At 36.3% G+C, this 18,015-nt stretch carries 14 protein-coding genes; 4 read left to right on the top strand and 10 right to left on the bottom strand.

Annotation, left to right across the window (positions count from 1 at the left end; all coding sequences use genetic code 11):
* Positions 1-52: 52 nt before the first annotated feature.
* From rpoC to pgk, 8 genes are all read right to left on the bottom strand, one after another.
* On the bottom strand, positions 53-4,270 hold the full coding sequence (gene rpoC / locus GQ596_RS07145; RefSeq protein ID WP_160400994.1) for a DNA-directed RNA polymerase subunit beta': 4,218 nt from the start codon (positions 4,268-4,270) through the stop codon (positions 53-55).
* Positions 4,271-4,360: 90 nt separating this feature from the next.
* Complete coding sequence (rpoB, locus tag GQ596_RS07140) at positions 4,361-8,389, bottom strand: DNA-directed RNA polymerase subunit beta (RefSeq protein WP_160401022.1); 4,029 nt, start codon at positions 8,387-8,389, stop codon at positions 4,361-4,363.
* 246 nt (positions 8,390-8,635) lie between these two features.
* Positions 8,636-9,004 carry a 50S ribosomal protein L7/L12 gene (gene rplL, locus GQ596_RS07135; RefSeq protein ID WP_065635704.1) on the bottom strand — a complete coding sequence of 123 codons (369 nt, stop codon included), beginning with the start codon at positions 9,002-9,004 and terminating at the stop codon, positions 8,636-8,638.
* Between the two features lie 58 nt (positions 9,005-9,062).
* The gene (gene rplJ, locus GQ596_RS07130) at positions 9,063-9,560 is read right to left on the bottom strand and encodes a 50S ribosomal protein L10 (protein ID WP_025316516.1); all 498 of its coding nucleotides are present in this window, start codon (positions 9,558-9,560) and stop codon (positions 9,063-9,065) included.
* 230 nt (positions 9,561-9,790) lie between these two features.
* Positions 9,791-10,492, bottom strand: a complete 702-nt coding sequence (gene rplA / locus GQ596_RS07125; RefSeq protein WP_160400993.1) for a 50S ribosomal protein L1 — start codon at positions 10,490-10,492, stop codon at positions 9,791-9,793.
* A gap of 3 nt (positions 10,493-10,495) precedes the next feature.
* Entirely contained in the window at positions 10,496-10,924 is a 429-nt protein-coding gene (rplK, locus tag GQ596_RS07120; protein ID WP_034884321.1) for a 50S ribosomal protein L11, read from the bottom strand.
* 187 nt (positions 10,925-11,111) lie between these two features.
* Positions 11,112-12,191 (bottom strand): class II fructose-bisphosphate aldolase, encoded by a 1,080-nt coding sequence (gene fbaA, locus GQ596_RS07115; RefSeq protein WP_160400992.1) that lies wholly within the window; start codon positions 12,189-12,191, stop codon positions 11,112-11,114.
* A gap of 73 nt (positions 12,192-12,264) precedes the next feature.
* Entirely contained in the window at positions 12,265-13,428 is a 1,164-nt protein-coding gene (pgk, locus tag GQ596_RS07110) for a phosphoglycerate kinase (protein ID WP_160400991.1), read from the bottom strand.
* 226 nt (positions 13,429-13,654) lie between these two features.
* Here pgk and rpsT point away from each other — a divergent pair, with 226 nt between their 5' ends.
* The 4 genes from rpsT (at position 13,655) to dtd (ending at position 15,962) form a co-directional block, all read left to right on the top strand.
* Complete coding sequence (gene rpsT / locus GQ596_RS07105; RefSeq protein ID WP_160400990.1) at positions 13,655-13,918, top strand: 30S ribosomal protein S20; 264 nt, start codon at positions 13,655-13,657, stop codon at positions 13,916-13,918.
* A gap of 206 nt (positions 13,919-14,124) precedes the next feature.
* Positions 14,125-14,670 (top strand): SPOR domain-containing protein, encoded by a 546-nt coding sequence (locus GQ596_RS07100; RefSeq protein WP_160400989.1) that lies wholly within the window; start codon positions 14,125-14,127, stop codon positions 14,668-14,670.
* Positions 14,654-15,520 (top strand): virulence factor BrkB family protein, encoded by an 867-nt coding sequence (locus GQ596_RS07095; RefSeq protein ID WP_337189506.1) that lies wholly within the window; start codon positions 14,654-14,656, stop codon positions 15,518-15,520. The genes GQ596_RS07100 and GQ596_RS07095 overlap by 17 nt, the downstream gene beginning before the upstream one ends.
* A 7-nt stretch (positions 15,521-15,527) precedes the next feature.
* On the top strand, positions 15,528-15,962 hold the full coding sequence (gene dtd / locus GQ596_RS07090) for a D-aminoacyl-tRNA deacylase (RefSeq protein ID WP_160400988.1): 435 nt from the start codon (positions 15,528-15,530) through the stop codon (positions 15,960-15,962).
* Positions 15,963-16,057: 95 nt separating this feature from the next.
* On the opposite strand, the gene metA is transcribed toward dtd, so the two are convergent.
* Both metA and GQ596_RS07080 read right to left on the bottom strand, forming a co-directional pair.
* The gene (gene metA / locus GQ596_RS07085; RefSeq protein WP_160400987.1) at positions 16,058-16,990 is read right to left on the bottom strand and encodes a homoserine O-succinyltransferase; all 933 of its coding nucleotides are present in this window, start codon (positions 16,988-16,990) and stop codon (positions 16,058-16,060) included.
* Positions 16,991-17,184: 194 nt separating this feature from the next.
* A complete protein-coding gene (locus tag GQ596_RS07080) occupies positions 17,185-17,997 on the bottom strand; it encodes an ATP-binding cassette domain-containing protein (protein WP_160400986.1) in 813 nt (270 codons plus the stop codon).
* Positions 17,998-18,015 lie beyond the last annotated feature (18 nt).

The raw sequence follows: 18,015 nt of genomic DNA, 5'->3' as shown, positions 1-18,015 counted from the left end.
ATATAAAAAAATAGCACGCCATGCGTGCTATTTGTTAATTAAACCTCAGAGGTTATTGATTTTCTTCAGCAGAGTTAAGTAACTCAGCTAAGTTAGCGGTTGCTTCTTCTGCTGAAATCGTTGGTTGGATATCATCTGTTGATGGCATCGCACGTTTACGTAAACGCTCTTTATGATAAGCATAACCCGTACCCGCCGGAATTAATCGACCAACAATCACGTTTTCTTTTAAGCCACGTAATTCGTCATTTTTGCCTGCTACCGCTGCTTCGGTTAAGACGCGAGTTGTTTCTTGGAACGAAGCCGCAGAAATAAACGATTCAGTTGTTAACGAAGCTTTAGTAATACCTAGTAAGTCATGCAAATAAACAATTGGCTCTTTACCTTGTGCTTCAAGTTCACGGTTGATAATCTTCAAGCGTGAAACTTCAAGTTGCTCACCTTCAAGTAGACGAGAACCACCCGGATGAATAACCGTTGCTTTACGTAACATTTGACGAACGATAACTTCAATGTGTTTATCATTGATTTTTACACCTTGTAGACGATAAACTTCTTGAACTTCGTTAACAATGTAACGTGTTACTGCATTGACTCCACGTAAACGTAAAATGTCATGTGCTGATTCAGGTCCATCAGAAATTACATCACCACGTCCAACTTGTTCACCTTCAAATACGTTAAGTTGACGCCATTTTGGAATCATCTCTTCATATGGTTCACTGCCATCTAATGGAGTAATAATTAAGCGACGTTTTCCTTTGGTCTCTTTACCAAATGAAATAATACCGTCAATTTCAGCCAAGATAGCTGATTCTTTCGGTTTACGTGCTTCAAATAAGTCAGCAACACGCGGTAAACCACCAGTAATATCTTTAGTACCAACAGATGCTTGTGGAATACGAGCAAGTGTGTCACCGATATTAATCTCAGCACCATCTTCTAACTGTACTAATGCTTTACCTGGTAAGAAATATTGTGCAAGCATTTCTGTACCCGTAAGGAAAATATCGTTCCCTTTAGCATCAACAAGTTTGATTGCAGGACGTAAATCTTTACCTACACCTGTGCGCTCAGCCACATCTAAAATCACGATAGATGATAAACCAGTTAATTCATCAGTTTGACGTGTAATAGTTTGACCATCGATCATATCAACAAAACGGACAAAACCTTTTGCTTCTGAGATAACTGGCATAGTATGCGGATCCCAGTTAGCAATTGTTTCACCAGCGTCAACAGTTACGCCATCACCTTTACTTAAAATCGAACCATAAGGAACTTTATAAGTTTCTTTCATTCGACCAAGCTCATCGATAATCGTTAACTCAGCATTACGAGAGGTGATAACCAATTTTTTATCTGGGTTAGTCACAAATTTAGCATTACTTAATTTAATGCTACCTTTGTTTTTAACTTGAACACTTGATTCAGCCGCTGCTCGAGATGCCGCACCACCGATATGGAACGTACGCATGGTTAACTGTGTACCTGGCTCACCAATTGATTGAGCGGCGATAACACCGATTGCTTCACCTTTATTAACCAAGTGACCACGTGCAAGATCACGACCGTAACATTTCGCACAAACACCAAAGTCAGTATCACATGATACAACCGAACGAACTTTGACACTATCGACTGATTCCGCTTCAAGTAAGTCACAGTAGTGTTCATCAAGTAGTGTATTACGTGGAATTAAGATATCCGCACTACCTGGTTTTAATACATCTTCAGCAGTTACTCGACCTAAAACGCGTTCACGTAGTGGTTCTTTAACATCACCACCTTCAATAACAGGTGTCATTACAACACCTTCTAAGGTGCCACAATCATCTTCAATAACCACTAAATCTTGCGCAACATCAACTAAACGACGGGTTAAGTAACCAGAGTTTGCTGTTTTTAATGCTGTATCAGCAAGACCTTTACGTGCACCATGGGTAGAGATAAAGTACTGTAGTACGTTTAGTCCTTCACGGAAGTTTGCTGTAATTGGTGTTTCGATAATCGAGCCATCAGGTTTTGCCATCAAACCACGCATACCAGCTAACTGACGAATCTGAGCTGCCGAACCACGAGCACCTGAGTCAGCCATCATATAAATACTGTTGAAAGAAGATTGTACTTCTTCTTCACCGTCACGATTAATCACTTTTTCTGTTGATAAGTTATCCATCATCGCTTTAGCAACACGTTCATTAGCTGCTGCCCAGATATCGATAACTTTATTATAACGTTCACCAGCGGTTACCAGACCTGATTGGAATTGCTCTTGAATTTCAGCAACTTCAATTTCAGCTTCATTGATGATTTGTATTTTCTTCGCAGGGATTTCCATATCATCAATACCAACTGACACACCTGAACGAGCAGCGTATGCAAATCCAGTATACATAATTTGGTCGGCTAAAATTACCGTTTCTTTCATACCTAATTGGCGATAGCAGATATTTAAAATCTTAGAGATCGCTTTTTTACCAAGCGGTTGATTGATAACAGAAAAACTCATACCTTTAGGCATGATTAACCATAAAATTGCGCGTCCAATTGTTGTATCAATAACTGAAGTGGTTTCTTCCCACTCACCCACATTATTATGATGGCTTTCAGTAATACGAACTTTAACCTTAGCGTGTAGTTCAACTAGGCCTAAACGATACAGTTTTTCTGCTTCTTTAGGGCCTGTTAATACCATGCCTTCACCTTTTGCATTGACTTTATCACGAGTCATATAGTAAAGACCTAAAACTACGTCCTGTGAAGGAACAATAATAGGCTCACCACTCGCAGGTGAAAGGATGTTATTAGTCGACATCATTAACGCACGTGCTTCTAGTTGAGCTTCTAACGTTAATGGAACGTGAACCGCCATTTGGTCACCATCGAAGTCGGCGTTAAAGGCCGCACAAACTAATGGGTGCAATTGAATTGCTTTACCTTCAATTAGAATCGGTTCAAATGCTTGAATACCTAATCTATGTAATGTTGGTGCACGGTTTAGTAATACTGGGTGTTCACGAATAACTTCATCTAAGATATCCCAAACAACTGCGTCCTCACGCTCAACCATTTTTTTCGCTGCTTTAATTGTAGTAGCGAAGCCTCGGCGCTCTAATTTGCCATAAATAAATGGTTTGAATAATTCTAATGCCATTTTTTTAGGTAAACCACACTGATGCAAGTGCAAGTATGGACCTACAGTAATAACTGAACGGCCAGAATAATCAACACGTTTACCTAATAGGTTTTGACGGAAACGACCTTGCTTACCTTTGATCATATCGGCAAGTGATTTTAATGGACGTTTGTTTGAACCAGTAATAGCTCGTCCACGACGACCATTATCTAGTAATGCATCAACAGATTCTTGTAACATTCGTTTTTCATTACGTACAATGATATCTGGTGCAGCTAAGTCTAATAAACGTTTTAAACGGTTATTACGGTTAATCACTCGACGATAAAGGTCATTAAGATCTGATGTTGCAAAACGCCCGCCATCAAGTGGAACTAATGGACGTAAATCTGGTGGCAGAACCGGTAATACATTTAGAATCATCCACTCAGGTTTATTTTCAGACTGAATAAATGCTTCAATAATTTTGATACGTTTAGTTAACTTTTTGCGTTTAGTTTCTGAATTAGTCGTTGATAATTCATCACGTAAGGCTTCACATTCCGCTTGAACATCAATATTTCGCAATAACTCTTGAATAGCTTCTGCGCCCATGCGAGCATCAAATTCGTCACCAAACTCTTCTAGTGCGTCTAAATATTGCTCTTCAGTTAAGATCTGACCTCGTTCAAGATTTGTCATGCCTCCATCAAGAACCATAAATGATTCAAAATAAAGGACTCGTTCAATATCACGAAGAGGCATATCAAGTAATAAACCAATACGAGACGGTAATGATTTTAAAAACCAGATATGTGCTGTTGGTGACGCAAGTTCAATGTGTCCCATACGTTCTCGACGGACTTTAGCTTGAGTTACTTCAACACCACATTTTTCACAGATCACACCACGGTGTTTTAAACGTTTATATTTTCCACATAAACATTCGTAATCTTTTACGGGTCCAAAAATACGCGCACAAAACAATCCATCTCGTTCTGGTTTGAAAGTACGGTAGTTGATTGTTTCAGGTTTTTTAACTTCACCAAAAGACCATGAGCGAATCATATCAGGAGAGGCAAGACCTATCTTGATGGCATCAAAATCTTCTGTTTTTGTTTGTGCTTTTAGAAACTTTAGTAAGTCTTTCACAATTGACTCCTATGGAGTTAAACCAATTAGATAACTTATTATTGCTAATAAGTTATCCCTATAAATAGAAATCATTTAAGTTAGCAGAAATTACTCTTCATCTAACTCAATATTGATACCTAGCGAACGAATTTCTTTTAACAATACATTAAAGGATTCCGGAATCGCAGGTTCCATACGATGATCACCATCTACAATATTTTTATACATTTTAGTACGGCCATTCACATCATCTGATTTAACCGTTAACATTTCTTGTAAGGTATAAGCAGCACCATATGCTTCAAGTGCCCACACTTCCATTTCACCGAAACGTTGACCACCAAATTGAGCTTTACCACCCAATGGTTGTTGAGTCACCAAACTATATGAACCAGTAGAACGAGCATGCATTTTATCGTCAACTAAGTGATTCAATTTAAGCATGTACATGTAACCTACTGTAACTGGACGTTCAAATTGTTCACCTGTACGACCGTCATATAGGGTAATTTGCCCAGACGTTGGTAGATCACCAAGTTCAAGTAGTGATTTAATTTCTTGCTCTTTAGCGCCATCAAATACTGGAGTAGCAAGTGGCATACCATTACGCAAGTTTTGAGCTAAATTCATGACTTCTTGATCTGTAAATTCAGCCACATTCACTTTTTGAGCAGCCCCTAAACCAAGATCATACGCTTTTTGAATGAATTCACGTAATTTTGCTAGCTCTTGCTGTTCTTTTAGCATCGTATCGATCTTTTGACCGATTCCTTTTGCTGCCATACCTAAGTGAGTTTCTAGGATCTGTCCAATATTCATACGAGAAGGAACACCTAGCGGATTTAATACGATATCAACTGGGCGACCTTTGTCATCATATGGCATATCTTCAATTGGATTAATCTTAGAAATAACCCCTTTGTTACCATGGCGACCAGCCATTTTATCACCAGGCTGAATTTGACGTTTAACAGCTAAATAAACTTTCACAATTTTGAGCACACCAGGTTGTAAATCATCACCTTGAGTGATCTTCATGCGCTTAGCTTCTAGTTTTTTGTTAAACTCGGCTTTAATTTCGTCGTATTGCTCAGCAAGTTGCTCTAGTTGAGCTTGTTTGTCTTCGTTTGCAATACCGATTGTTAACCATTTTTCACGAGGTAATGCATCTAATTTATCTGCTTTAATTCCGCCTGAAATTAATACATCACGGATACGAGCAAATAAAGCTGCTTCTAAGATTTTTAGTTCTTCTGTTAAGTCTTTTCGCGCTTGTTTAAGCTGCATCTCTTCGATTTCTAGTGCACGTTTATCTTTTTGTACACCATCTCGAGTAAAGACTTGGACATCAATAACTGTACCCGAAACACCATTTGGTACACGCAATGAAGTATCTTTAACATCAGATGCTTTTTCACCAAAAATAGCACGAAGTAATTTTTCTTCTGGTGTTAGTTGAGTTTCACCTTTAGGTGTTACTTTACCAACTAAAATATCACCGCCTTGAACTTCAGCACCAATATAAACAATACCTGATTCATCAAGCTTAGAAAGTGCTGCTTCGCCCACATTTGGAATATCCGCAGTAATTTCTTCTGCACCTAATTTAGTATCTCGAGAAATACAAGATAGCTCTTGAATATGAATCGAAGTGAAACGGTCATCTTGTACCACTTTTTCAGAAACTAAAATAGAATCCTCAAAGTTATAACCATTCCATGGCATAAATGCCACGCGCATATTTTGACCTAATGCTAATTCACCTAAATCGGTTGATGGACCATCAGCAAGCACATCACCACGCTCAACTTTTTCGCCTAATTCCACACACGGAATTTGATTGATACATGTATTTTGGTTAGAACGGGTATATTTAGTTAGATTATAAATATCTATCCCAGTTTCGCCTGCATATATTTCATCAGCATTAACATTAACCACAATACGTGATGCATCAACATATTGTACTGTACCTCCACGACGCGCAACTGCAGTAACACCTGAGTCAACCGCTACCGCTCGCTCCATACCTGTACCAACAAATGGTTTTTCGGCTTTTAGCGTTGGCACTGCTTGACGTTGCATGTTCGCACCCATTAAGGCACGGTTCGCATCATCGTGCTCTAAGAATGGAATTAATGAAGCACCAACAGATACAATTTGTTGCGTTGATACGTCCATATAATGGATTTGTTCAGGACTATATAAGCCAGACTCACCACTTAACCGACAAGTTACTAAATCTTCTTTAAAACGACCATTCTCATCAAGATTTGAGTTAGCCTGTGCAATGACAAATTCACTTTCATCAATAGCTGATAAATAATTAATTTCATCAGTAACAACACCATCAATAACTCGACGATATGGCGTTTCTAAAAATCCATACTCATTAGTACGAGCATAAACCGCTAGTGAGTTTATCAAACCGATGTTCGGACCTTCCGGTGTTTCAATTGGACAAACACGTCCATAATGAGTTGGATGTACGTCACGAACTTCAAATCCAGCTCGTTCACGTGTTAAACCACCCGGACCTAATGCAGAAATACGACGTTTATGCGTAATTTCAGATAATGGATTGTTTTGATCCATAAATTGCGATAACTGGCTTGAACCAAAGAATTCACGAATCGCAGCCGAAATTGGTTTCGCATTAATCATGTCTTGTGGCATGAGTGAATCAAGGTCACCTAAAGATAAACGCTCTTTCACTGCACGTTCAACACGAACTAAACCAATACGGAATTGGTTCTCTGCCATTTCACCAACGCTACGGATACGACGATTACCTAAGTGATCAATATCGTCGACTTCACCGTGACCATTACGAATAGCAATTAATTTCTTCATTACGTCAACGATATCATCTTTAGTTAAGACGCTTTCGCCTTCAATATCATCACGACCTAAAGAACGATTAAACTTCATTCGACCAACTGCCGATAAATCATAACGTTCATCAGAGAAGAATAAGTTATCAAATAATGCTTCAGCCGCTTCTTTTGTTGGTGGCTCACCAGGACGCATCATTCGATAAATTTCAACCAATGCACCTAATCGATCTCGCGTTGAATCCACATTCAATGTTTCAGAAATAAATGCACCATGATCTAAATCATTAGTGAATAATGTCTCTATTTTTTTATATCCAGCGTTAGATAATTCAACCAATAGTTCTAATGAGATTGGTGTATTGGCAAAAGCAATCACTTCACCTGTTTCTTCGTTAATATAATTTTTAGCAAGAACTTTGTTAACAATATATTCAACAGGTACATCAATTTTACTAACTTTATCTTTTTCTAATTCACGAATATGACGAGCTGTAATACGACGGCCTTTTTCAGCATATATTTTACCTTTTGATTCAATATCAAATAATGCTGTATCACCACGTAAACGCTCAGGGACAAGATCCATTTTTAATTTAGATTTGCCAATTTCGAAATTAGTTTTTTCAAAGAAAATATCTAAAATCTCTTCAGTTTCATAACCTAGAGCACGTAAAATAATTGTTGCAGGAAGCTTACGACGGCGGTCAATTCGAGCAAAAAGATTATCTTTAGGATCAAATTCAAAATCAAGCCAAGAGCCACGATAAGGAATAATCCGAGCATTATATAAAACTTTCCCAGAAGAGTGCGTTTTACCTTTATCACTATCAAAGAACACACCAGGGCTACGATGTAACTGTGAAACAATAACGCGCTCAGTACCATTAATTACGAATGTACCATTATCTGTCATTAAAGGAATTTCGCCCATATAGACGTCTTGTTCTTTAATATCTTTTACTGTTCCTTCTGGTGCATCTTTATCATAAATAACTAAACGTAATTTTACGCGCAATGGTGCTGAGTAAGTGATCCCTCTAATTTGACATTCTTTAACATCAAACACAGGTTCGCCCATTTTAAAGCTCACGTATTGTAACTCAGCGTTACCACTATAACTTTTTATTGGAAATATTGAACGAAAAGCGGCTTCTAAACCATATTGACCTTCTGGATCTTGCTCAATAAATTTCTGGAACGAATCAAGTTGAATAGAAAGAAGATACGGTATATCCAAAACTTGTGGACGTTTACCAAAATTCTTACGAATTCGTTTTTTCTCGGTATAAGAGTAAACCATTAGTTCCTCAACTTGCTTATCTGCTATTTTAGCATGATTAATATTCATCAGGGATACTATCGATAACTGATAACACCTGACACCTCATCGAAAATATCTATAAATATCAATTGATTAGGCTTAATAAATATACTATTTCTTTATTACTTTTTATTGATAATCTTCAAATAAAATTCTTTAACTTATTATAGCGCAAAAAGGCTGGAGGTATAAAACCCCCAGCCATTTGCTGTGTTGTCGATAAACTTATTTAAGTTCAACAACCGCACCTGATTCTTCAAGCGCTTTTTTAAGTTCTTCAGCATCAGCTTTACTAACGCCTTCTTTAACTGTCGCTGGAGCTGATTCAACAAGATCTTTCGCTTCTTTAAGACCAAGACCTGTTGCGCCACGAACTGCTTTGATAACAGCTACTTTATTAGCACCAACATCTTTTAAGATTACATCAAATTCAGATTTTTCTTCTGCTGCTTCAGCTGGACCTGCTGCAGCAACTGCAACAGCTGCTGCTGCAGAAACACCGAATTTTTCTTCCATCATTGATACAAGTTCAACAACGTCCATAACAGACATTTCAGCAACTGCATCTAAAATTTGTTCTTTAGTGATAGACATAATATAGTTTCCCAAATTTACATTTTCTAATTAATAAAATTCACAATCAAACTGCCAATTAAGCAGCTTCTTTTTGATCGCGAACCGCTGCAAGAGTACGAACCAATTTGCCAGCTGCGGCTTCTTTCATGGTTGACATCAAGCGAGCTAATGCTTCTTCATATGTAGGTAATGTTGCTAAGCGATCAATGTTCGCTGCAGTAATTAACTCACCTTCAAAGGCTGCGGCTTTAATCTCAAATTTATCATTTTCTTTAGCAAACGCTTTAAAAATACGCGCTGCAGCACCAGGGTGCTCATTTGAAAATGCAATTAGAGTTGGACCAACAAACGTATCTTTTAAACACTCGTATTGAGTACCCTCAACAACACGGCGTAATAGCGTATTACGAACAACACGCATATAAACACCGGCTTCACGAGCAGATTTACGTAATGCAGTCATTTTTTCTACAGTAACGCCACGAGAATCCGCAACAACTGCAGATAGCGCACCTTTGGCGATTTCGTTAACTTCAGCAACAATTTCTTGTTTATTTTGAAGATTTAGTGCCATTGGTATTGCTCCTGGATTATACTAGACCAAAGTCTAGACTTATTTCAACTAGCTACAAATGTAACTAGCACAACCACGATGAGCAGAAACCTTCTATTATATCTTATCAGGCTCTGTCACCGTCTACGTAGGAAAATTAAGTGGTCAAACTTCAACCACACCTACGGTCTTGGACGGGGTCTGGTTAAGGCCAGACACCAACCGATTTCTTTATTTAATTATAAAAATAATTAAACTGTTGCATTTAATGTTGCTTGATCAATTGCAACACCAGCGCCCATTGTAGTAGAAAGACTAACTTTCTTAATAAATACACCTTTTGCAGATGCTGGTTTTGCACGTTTCAATGCAACTAGTAATGCTTCTAAATTCTCTTTAAGCTTATCTGCATCAAAATCAGCTTTACCGATAGTAGTATGGATAATACCATTTTTATCATTACGATAACGAATTTGACCAGCTTTAGCATTTTTTACAGCTTCAGCAACATTAGGAGTTACAGTACCAACTTTAGGATTTGGCATTAAACCACGAGGTCCTAAAATTTGACCTAATTGACCAACAACACGCATAGCGTCAGGTGATGCGATAACAACATCAAAATCCATTTCGCCTTTTTTGATTTGATCAGCAAGATCATCCATACCCACTAATTCAGCACCAGCTTCTTTAGCTGCTTCTGCATTTGCACCTTGAGTAAATACAGCTACGCGAACGCTACGACCAGTACCATGTGGAAGTACAATTGCACCACGAACATTTTGGTCTGATTTACGTGAATCGATACCTAAATTAACAGCAACATCGACGCTTTCAGTGAATTTAGCTGTAGCTAATTCTTTTAATAAAGCGATCGCTTCGTTGATATCATATTGTTTAGTTGCATTTACTTTTTCGCGGATAAGTTTAGCTTTTTTAGATAGTTTAGCCATGAATTAACCCTCCACTTCCAAGCCCATTGAACGAGCAGTTCCTTCGATAGAACGCATCATCGTTTCAATAGTAGCACCATTCATATCTGCAGCTTTTAATTCAGCGATTTCGCGAATTTGAGCACTCGTTACTTTACCTACTTTTTTCTTATTAGGTTCACCTGAACCAGACTTAATTTTAGCAGCTTTCTTTAATAAAACAGCAGCCGGAGGCGTCTTAGTTACAAAAGTGAATGAACGATCAGAATACACTGTAATTACTACAGGAATCGGTAAACCTTTTTCCATGCTTTCTGTTTTAGCATTGAACGCTTTACAGAATTCCATGATATTAACACCGTGTTGACCAAGTGCTGGACCAACTGGTGGACTAGGATTTGCTGCACCAGCCGCTACTTGCAACTTGATGTAAGCTTGTACTTTTTTTGCCATTTTAGTTTCCTTTGCTCGGGTGCGAACGCCTCTATTAATAATAGATATTAATAAATAGACAGCTCCCCTAAGTTAAATGAGGGCAGAATTATCCTATAATCCAATTAAAAATGCAAGATTTATTTAAAACAGGATAAATCAAAAGCAGAGCAACAACTCTGCTTTTAGTTTAAATAACTAAAACAAATTAAAGAACATTCACTGCATTAAGTTCTTTAAATGCTAGCTCTAAACGCTCAATTAAAGAATCTTGTCCTTTACGTAACCATACTCGAGGATCATAGTATTTTTTATTTGGCGCATCCGTACCTTCAGGGTTACCTAATTGACCTTGTAGATATGCTTCATTTGCTTTGTAGTATTCTAAAATACCTGACCAGTTAGCCCATTGAGTATCTGTGTCAATATTCATTTTGATTACACCATAACTTACTGCTTCAGCAATTTCTTCTGGTGTTGAACCTGAACCACCATGGAATACAAAATTCAATGATTTAGCAGGTAAATTAAATTTTTCAGATACATATTTTTGTGAGTTATCTAAAATTTTCGGTGTTAACTTAACGTTACCTGGTTTATAAACACCATGTACGTTACCAAATGAAGCAGCGATAGTAAAACGTGGGCTAATAGCGCTTAAACGTTCATAAGCATATGCCACATCTTCAGGTTGAGTATAAAGTGCTGAGCTGTCCATATGGCTGTTATCAACACCATCTTCTTCACCACCAGTACAACCTAACTCTAGCTCTAATGTCATTTTCATTGCCGACATACGAGCAAGATATTGACAACAGATATCAATATTATCTTTCAGTGTTTCTTCAGAAAGGTCGATCATATGAGATGAGAATAAAGGTTTACCTGTTTTTGCAAAATGAGTTTCACCAGCATCAAGTAATCCATCAATCCATGGAAGTAATTTTTTAGCACAATGGTCAGTATGAACAATAACTGGAACTCCATATTTCTCAGCCATAAGATGAACATGTTTTGCACCAGAAATTGCACCTAAAATAGCACATTCTTGTCCTTCTAATTTTAAGCCTTTACCAGCAATAAATTGAGCGCCACCATTAGAAAATTGGACAATAACAGGAGAACCTACTTTTGCAGCTGTTTCAATAACAGCATTAATTGTATTCGTATCAACACAGTTAACCGCAGGTATTGCAAAGTTATTTTCGCGAGCGATTTGAAATACTTTTTGAACATCATCACCAGTCACAACACCAGGTTTAACAACATCTGAAATCTTTGTAGCCATCTTGTTACCTATAAGTTATCTATATAAAAAGTAAAGGATGAGTACTTTCCCATCCTTTCTATTGAACTAAATATTATGCTTTTGCTCTAGCTTCTAGCATCGCTACAGCTGGTAGTTTTTTACCTTCAACAAATTCAAGGAAAGCACCACCACCAGTTGAAATATAAGAAATTTTATCTTCAATACCAAATAAATCAATTGCAGCTAAAGTATCACCACCACCAGCTATTGAAAATCCTTCGCTATCTGCAATTGCTTTAGCAACAATTTCAGTTCCACGACGGAAATTAGGGAACTCAAAAACACCGACAGGACCATTCCATAAAATGGTTTTAGCATTTTTAATGATATTTGCTAAGACCTCTGCTGATTTATCGCCTAAATCAAGAATTTGTTCATTTTCTTTAACATCTTGAACTGATTTTTCAGTTGCAACAGCTGTTTCACTAAATTCAGTTGCCACACGTACATCAGTTGGAACTGGGATTTCACAATTAGCCATTAGTTTTTTAGCTTCAGGGATTAAATCAGCTTCATAAAGTGATTTGCCCACATTATAGCCTTCTGCGGCAATAAAGGTATTTGCAATACCACCACCAACGATAATTTGATCAGCAATTTTTGATAGAGAATCAAGTACAGTCAATTTAGTTGACACTTTTGAACCAGCAACAATTGCAACCATTGGGCGAGCAGGATTATCTAAAGCTTTACCTAACGCATCAAGCTCAGCGGCTAATAATGGACCTGCACAAGCAACTGGAGCAAATTTACCTGCACCATGAGTTGAAGCTTGAGCTCGGTGAGCAGTACCAAAAGCATCCATCACATAAATATCACAAAGTGCTGCATATTTTTTAGATAAAGCTTCATCATCTTTACCTTCACCAACATTAAAGCGGACATTTTCAAGAACAACTAATTCACCTTCCTTAACATCCACACCATCAAGGTAATCTTTTACTAAACGGACAGGGAATGATACATGTTCTTTTAAGTAATCAACAACTGGTTGTAATGAAAATTCAGGATTATATTCACCTTCTGTTGGACGACCAATATGCGAGGTAACCATTACTTTCGCGCCTTTCTTGATGGCCTCTTCAATAGTAGGTAATGATGCTTTAATACGTGCATCTGAAGTCACCTTACCATTTTTCACTGGCACATTAAGATCTGAACGAATAAATAAACGTTTTCCTTTTAGATCAAGATCTTGCATTCTAATAATAGACATGATACTTCCTCTCTATAAAATATAAATAAAATAAAACTTTTTTTATTCTAACATAAAATTTCTTTTTAGGTTATACACATTTATTGGTCAAATGGTAAACATTTATTAACAACAAAAAATGTCCAATTATATTTTTTTATACAACAGCATTGACAATAGAAAGAAAATCAGGCATATTTTGCCACCTTATTAATATGTAATTTTTATCTAAACTTGGGAGTTGACTTTGGCTAATATCAAATCAGCTAAAAAACGTGCGATTCAATCTGAAAAACGCCGTAAACATAATGCTAGCAACCGCTCAATGATGCGCACTTATATTAAAAAAGTTTACGCCGCTGTTGCAGCTGGTGATAAACAAACAGCTGAAGTAGCATTCAAAGATATGCAAACAGTTGTTGACCGTCAAGCGGCTCGTGGATTAATCCACAAAAATAAAGCTGCTCGTCATAAAGCTAATTTAATTAAGCAAATCAAAGCGTTAGGTTAATAGTTTTATTTATTAACTGTTAACTATCATAGTTAAAGAAAAATAATAAAAAGTGGTGTAAACCACTTTTTTTATTTGTATACTAATTATTTATGTAATGTTAATAAAATAAAAGAGAGTCTATTGTGGTTCAGCGTGATTATGTTAGAAAAAAGAGCCAATCAAAAAAAAATAAGTCACGAAATAAGCCTAATCTAATGATATTTTTGGCTATCATTATAGTCATATTATTTTCAACTATTCTCTACTTTATTTCAAATAACACCCCCAAGAAAGTTATTGAAACTCCAAAAGCAAAAACTCAACCACCTGCTATAACCCTACCAGAGCAACCTCAAGAGCGTTGGACATATCTCAAAGAGTTAGAAACACCAAATGCAAATAATGGTGCAACACCAAGTTCAATAGCTAATGAAAGACAGCGAATTTTAGATAGTTTTGCAAACAGTACTTATACTGCTATACCAGCATCACAAGGCAGCTCAGCAACACAAAATCAAATAACAAATACAGCTGTACAACCAACTTCAACAGTTACCAATAAATGGCTCTTGCAGTGTGGTGCATTCAAAGATAAATCTAATGCTGACACACTAAAAGCTAAGCTTGCAATGACTGGCGTTAGCGGCAATATCTCTTCAGGGCAATTATATAAGGTCACTGTCGGGCCATATGAAAGTAAAAAAGAAGCAAGTAAGGCGTTAAACTCATTAAATAACAATGGGATTAATAACTGTGTTATTTCTAACTAAAAAAACAATGAAATTAGTTAAGCAAATACAAATTTTTACGAAAATGTTATGGGAGCGTATAAACAACGATCGCCTAACAACCTCTGCTGCTGGGCTGGCTTATACAACAATACTGGCTCTAGTACCTCTTATTACTGTTATTTTTTCCCTATTGTCTGCTTTTCCTATGTTTGGAGAAGTTAGCCATTCATTGAAACAATTAATTTATAACAATCTTGTCCCTACTGCCAGTGATACAATTCAAAATTACTTAGAGCAATTTATAACCAACACTAAAAAAATGACTTTTTTTGGCGTAATTGGTTTAATCGTTACCTCACTATTACTTATTAACTCAATTAATACGACACTTAATCATATTTGGAAAACCCAAAAAAAACGCTCTTTTATGTACAACCTAACCATATACTGGACAATATTAACTTTAGGTCCTATTTTAGTTGGTACAAGCATAGCAGTAAGTTCATACATATTTTCTTTAAAATGGTTTTCAGCAGCGACAACAAACACTATTTTGCTTAGTAGCCTACCATTTTTTATTTCTATATTGGGATTTTGGTTACTTTATAGCATTATCCCAACGGAATCAGTACCATTAAAAGAATCAATGATTGGCGCCCTTGTTGCTGCAATATTATTTGAATTAGGTAAACGCATTTTCGCATTATATGTTACTTCGTTTCCAACATATCAACTTATTTACGGAGTAGTATCATCCATTCCTATCATGTTAGTTTGGATCTACTTTTCTTGGTGCATTGTTTTATTCGGAGCTGAATTTGCAGCAACCTTAACTGACTATAACCGACAAAAAAAGCACATTATTAATAATCCCCCTTTACCAGAGTAATTAACTTATGATCGCCTTAATCCAACGAGTAAAAAAAGCTAGTGTTGCCGTCGACAATAATATTATTGGCCAAATTAATCAGGGTTTACTGGTTTTACTTGGAGTTGAACAAAACGATGACGAACAAAAAGCAATTCGTTTATGTGAAAAAGTATTAGGCTATCGTATTTTCAGTGATAATGAAGGAAAAATGAACCTAAATGTTAGTCAAGCAAATGGAGAAATACTAGTTGTTTCTCAATTTACTCTAGCTGCAGATACTAAAAAAGGGATGCGTCCAAGTTTTACTAAAGGAGCTAAGCCTGATGAAGCAAATAGGCTTTACCAGTTTTTTGTAGAACAATGTCAGCAAAAAATAATGACGCAAACTGGTCAGTTTGCGGCTGATATGCAAGTATCATTGATTAATGACGGTCCAGTAACATTTTGGTTACAAGTTTGATCATATAATTAAATAAATATTTAGATAATATTTCACAACTTATTTAAATAGTTAAATTCTTATATTTGTATCTAGCCTATAACTAATCTTAGCTATTAATCATCAATGGTTAAATTGCGAGTGGTCAAATCAAAAGGCGTTAATTGATAAACATAATAGTTAAGCCAATTGCTAAATAATAGATAAGCATGGCTACGCCAAGTCGCTTTGGGTTGTAAATCAGGATTATTATCAGGGAAATAATTATCAGGAAGATCAGGATGAATACCTGCTTTTAAGTCACGAAAATATTCATTCGCTAATGTAAATGAATCATATTCGGGATGCCCTGTCACAAACGCCATGCGTTTATCTGCCGTTGCCATTAAATAAGGTCCTGTGATATCAGATTTTGCTAAAATCGTTAAATCCGTATAATTTTTAATTTTATCAAGTGGAAAATCAGCATATCGTGAATGAGGAGCTAAAAAGCTATCATCAAAACCACGAGTTAAAATCGCATTAGGCTGAACAATTTGATGTTGATAAACGCCTGACAACTTATGTGTTCGTGTAAATTTAGGCAAATCATATAATACATTCAAAGCAGCTTGAACAGCCCAACAAACAAACATTGTTGATGTAACATGTTCTTTAGCCCAAGAAATAATCTCAAATAATTTTGGCCAATAAACCACGTCAGAAAATGCAACTTTACCTAAAGGGGCACCAGTTATTATTAATCCATCAAAATTCTGTTCACGAATATCATCAAAATCACAATAAAAACTATTCAAATGTTCGACTGGTGTATTTTTTGATTCACGTTGGTCTATTCGCAATAATTGGATATTAATTTGCAAAGATGAGTTAGAAAGTAATCGTAAAAACTGATTTTCGGTTTCTATTTTTTTAGGCATTAAGTTTAGAAAAAGAAGCTTAAGTGGACGAATTTCTTGAGTATTTGCCCGAGACGAGGTCATAACAAAAACATTTTCATTACGCAACACATCAACAGCGGGTAATGAATCAGGAATACAGATAGGCATAACAAAAGCTCCTAAACACAATCAGTTATTTTAAAACACCTAAAATAGACGTCTAGAAATCTATACAGCTAAATATAATTTGTTTTAAATGATTTGTCGAGACTTTTTATTGAATAATAATAGATATGATATTTAACATAAAATCATAACAATAGCTAAATATATTATTGATGATTATAGACATAAAAAGTTTCTTAAAAAGCTCGCGTATCAGTTCGCCACGAATCGGCCGTTAGTGCCTCCCCAAAATAGCTATTTATCAACTTTTGTGTAATATCACTTAATGGCGAAGCCAACACTTCGGCTGTATTACCATATTCAACAAGATCACCATTGTGCATAACTAAAATTTCATCACTAATATGTTTCATCATGCCAATATCTTGAGTAACATAAACATAAGAAATATTTTGTTCAGCCTGTAATGACAACATTAAATTCACAATTTGTGAACGCATCGAAATATCTAATGCCGCTAAAGCTTCATCTAAAATTATCACCTTGGGTTTTAAAATCAATGCACGAGCTAATGCAACACGTTGTTTTTGTCCTGCAGCCATCACAGAGGGGTAATAAGAAGCATGTTCTGGCAATAATCCTACTTGTTTTAATACACTACTAATTAACTTTTCACGCTCATGAACATTGTAATGAGTATGGCATTTTAATGGGATTTCTAATAATTGCCCAATACGCAATCTAGGATCAAACGAACTTTCTACATGTTGAAATATCATACGAATTAACTGGCAACGATGGTTATAATCGCCATACTCAACTTTATTACCATCAATCCAAATATCACCACTATTCGGTTCTATCATGCCCACTAACATTTTTGCCAAAGTCGACTTTCCTGAACCATTTTGCCCAATAATAGCCAGGGTTTTACCCTCATTTAATGAAAAAGAGATAGGGTTAACCGCATTAATTCGTAAATGACCAAAAAATCCTTTGGGTATTTTAAATTGCTTAGATAAGTTACGCACTTTTAATATTGGATTCATTGTATATTCCTATTATTT

This window comes from Gilliamella sp. Pra-s60 (assembly GCF_009795755.1).
Lineage (GTDB): Bacteria > Pseudomonadota > Gammaproteobacteria > Enterobacterales > Orbaceae > Gilliamella.
This window is presented reverse-complemented; position numbering and strand designations above follow the sequence as displayed.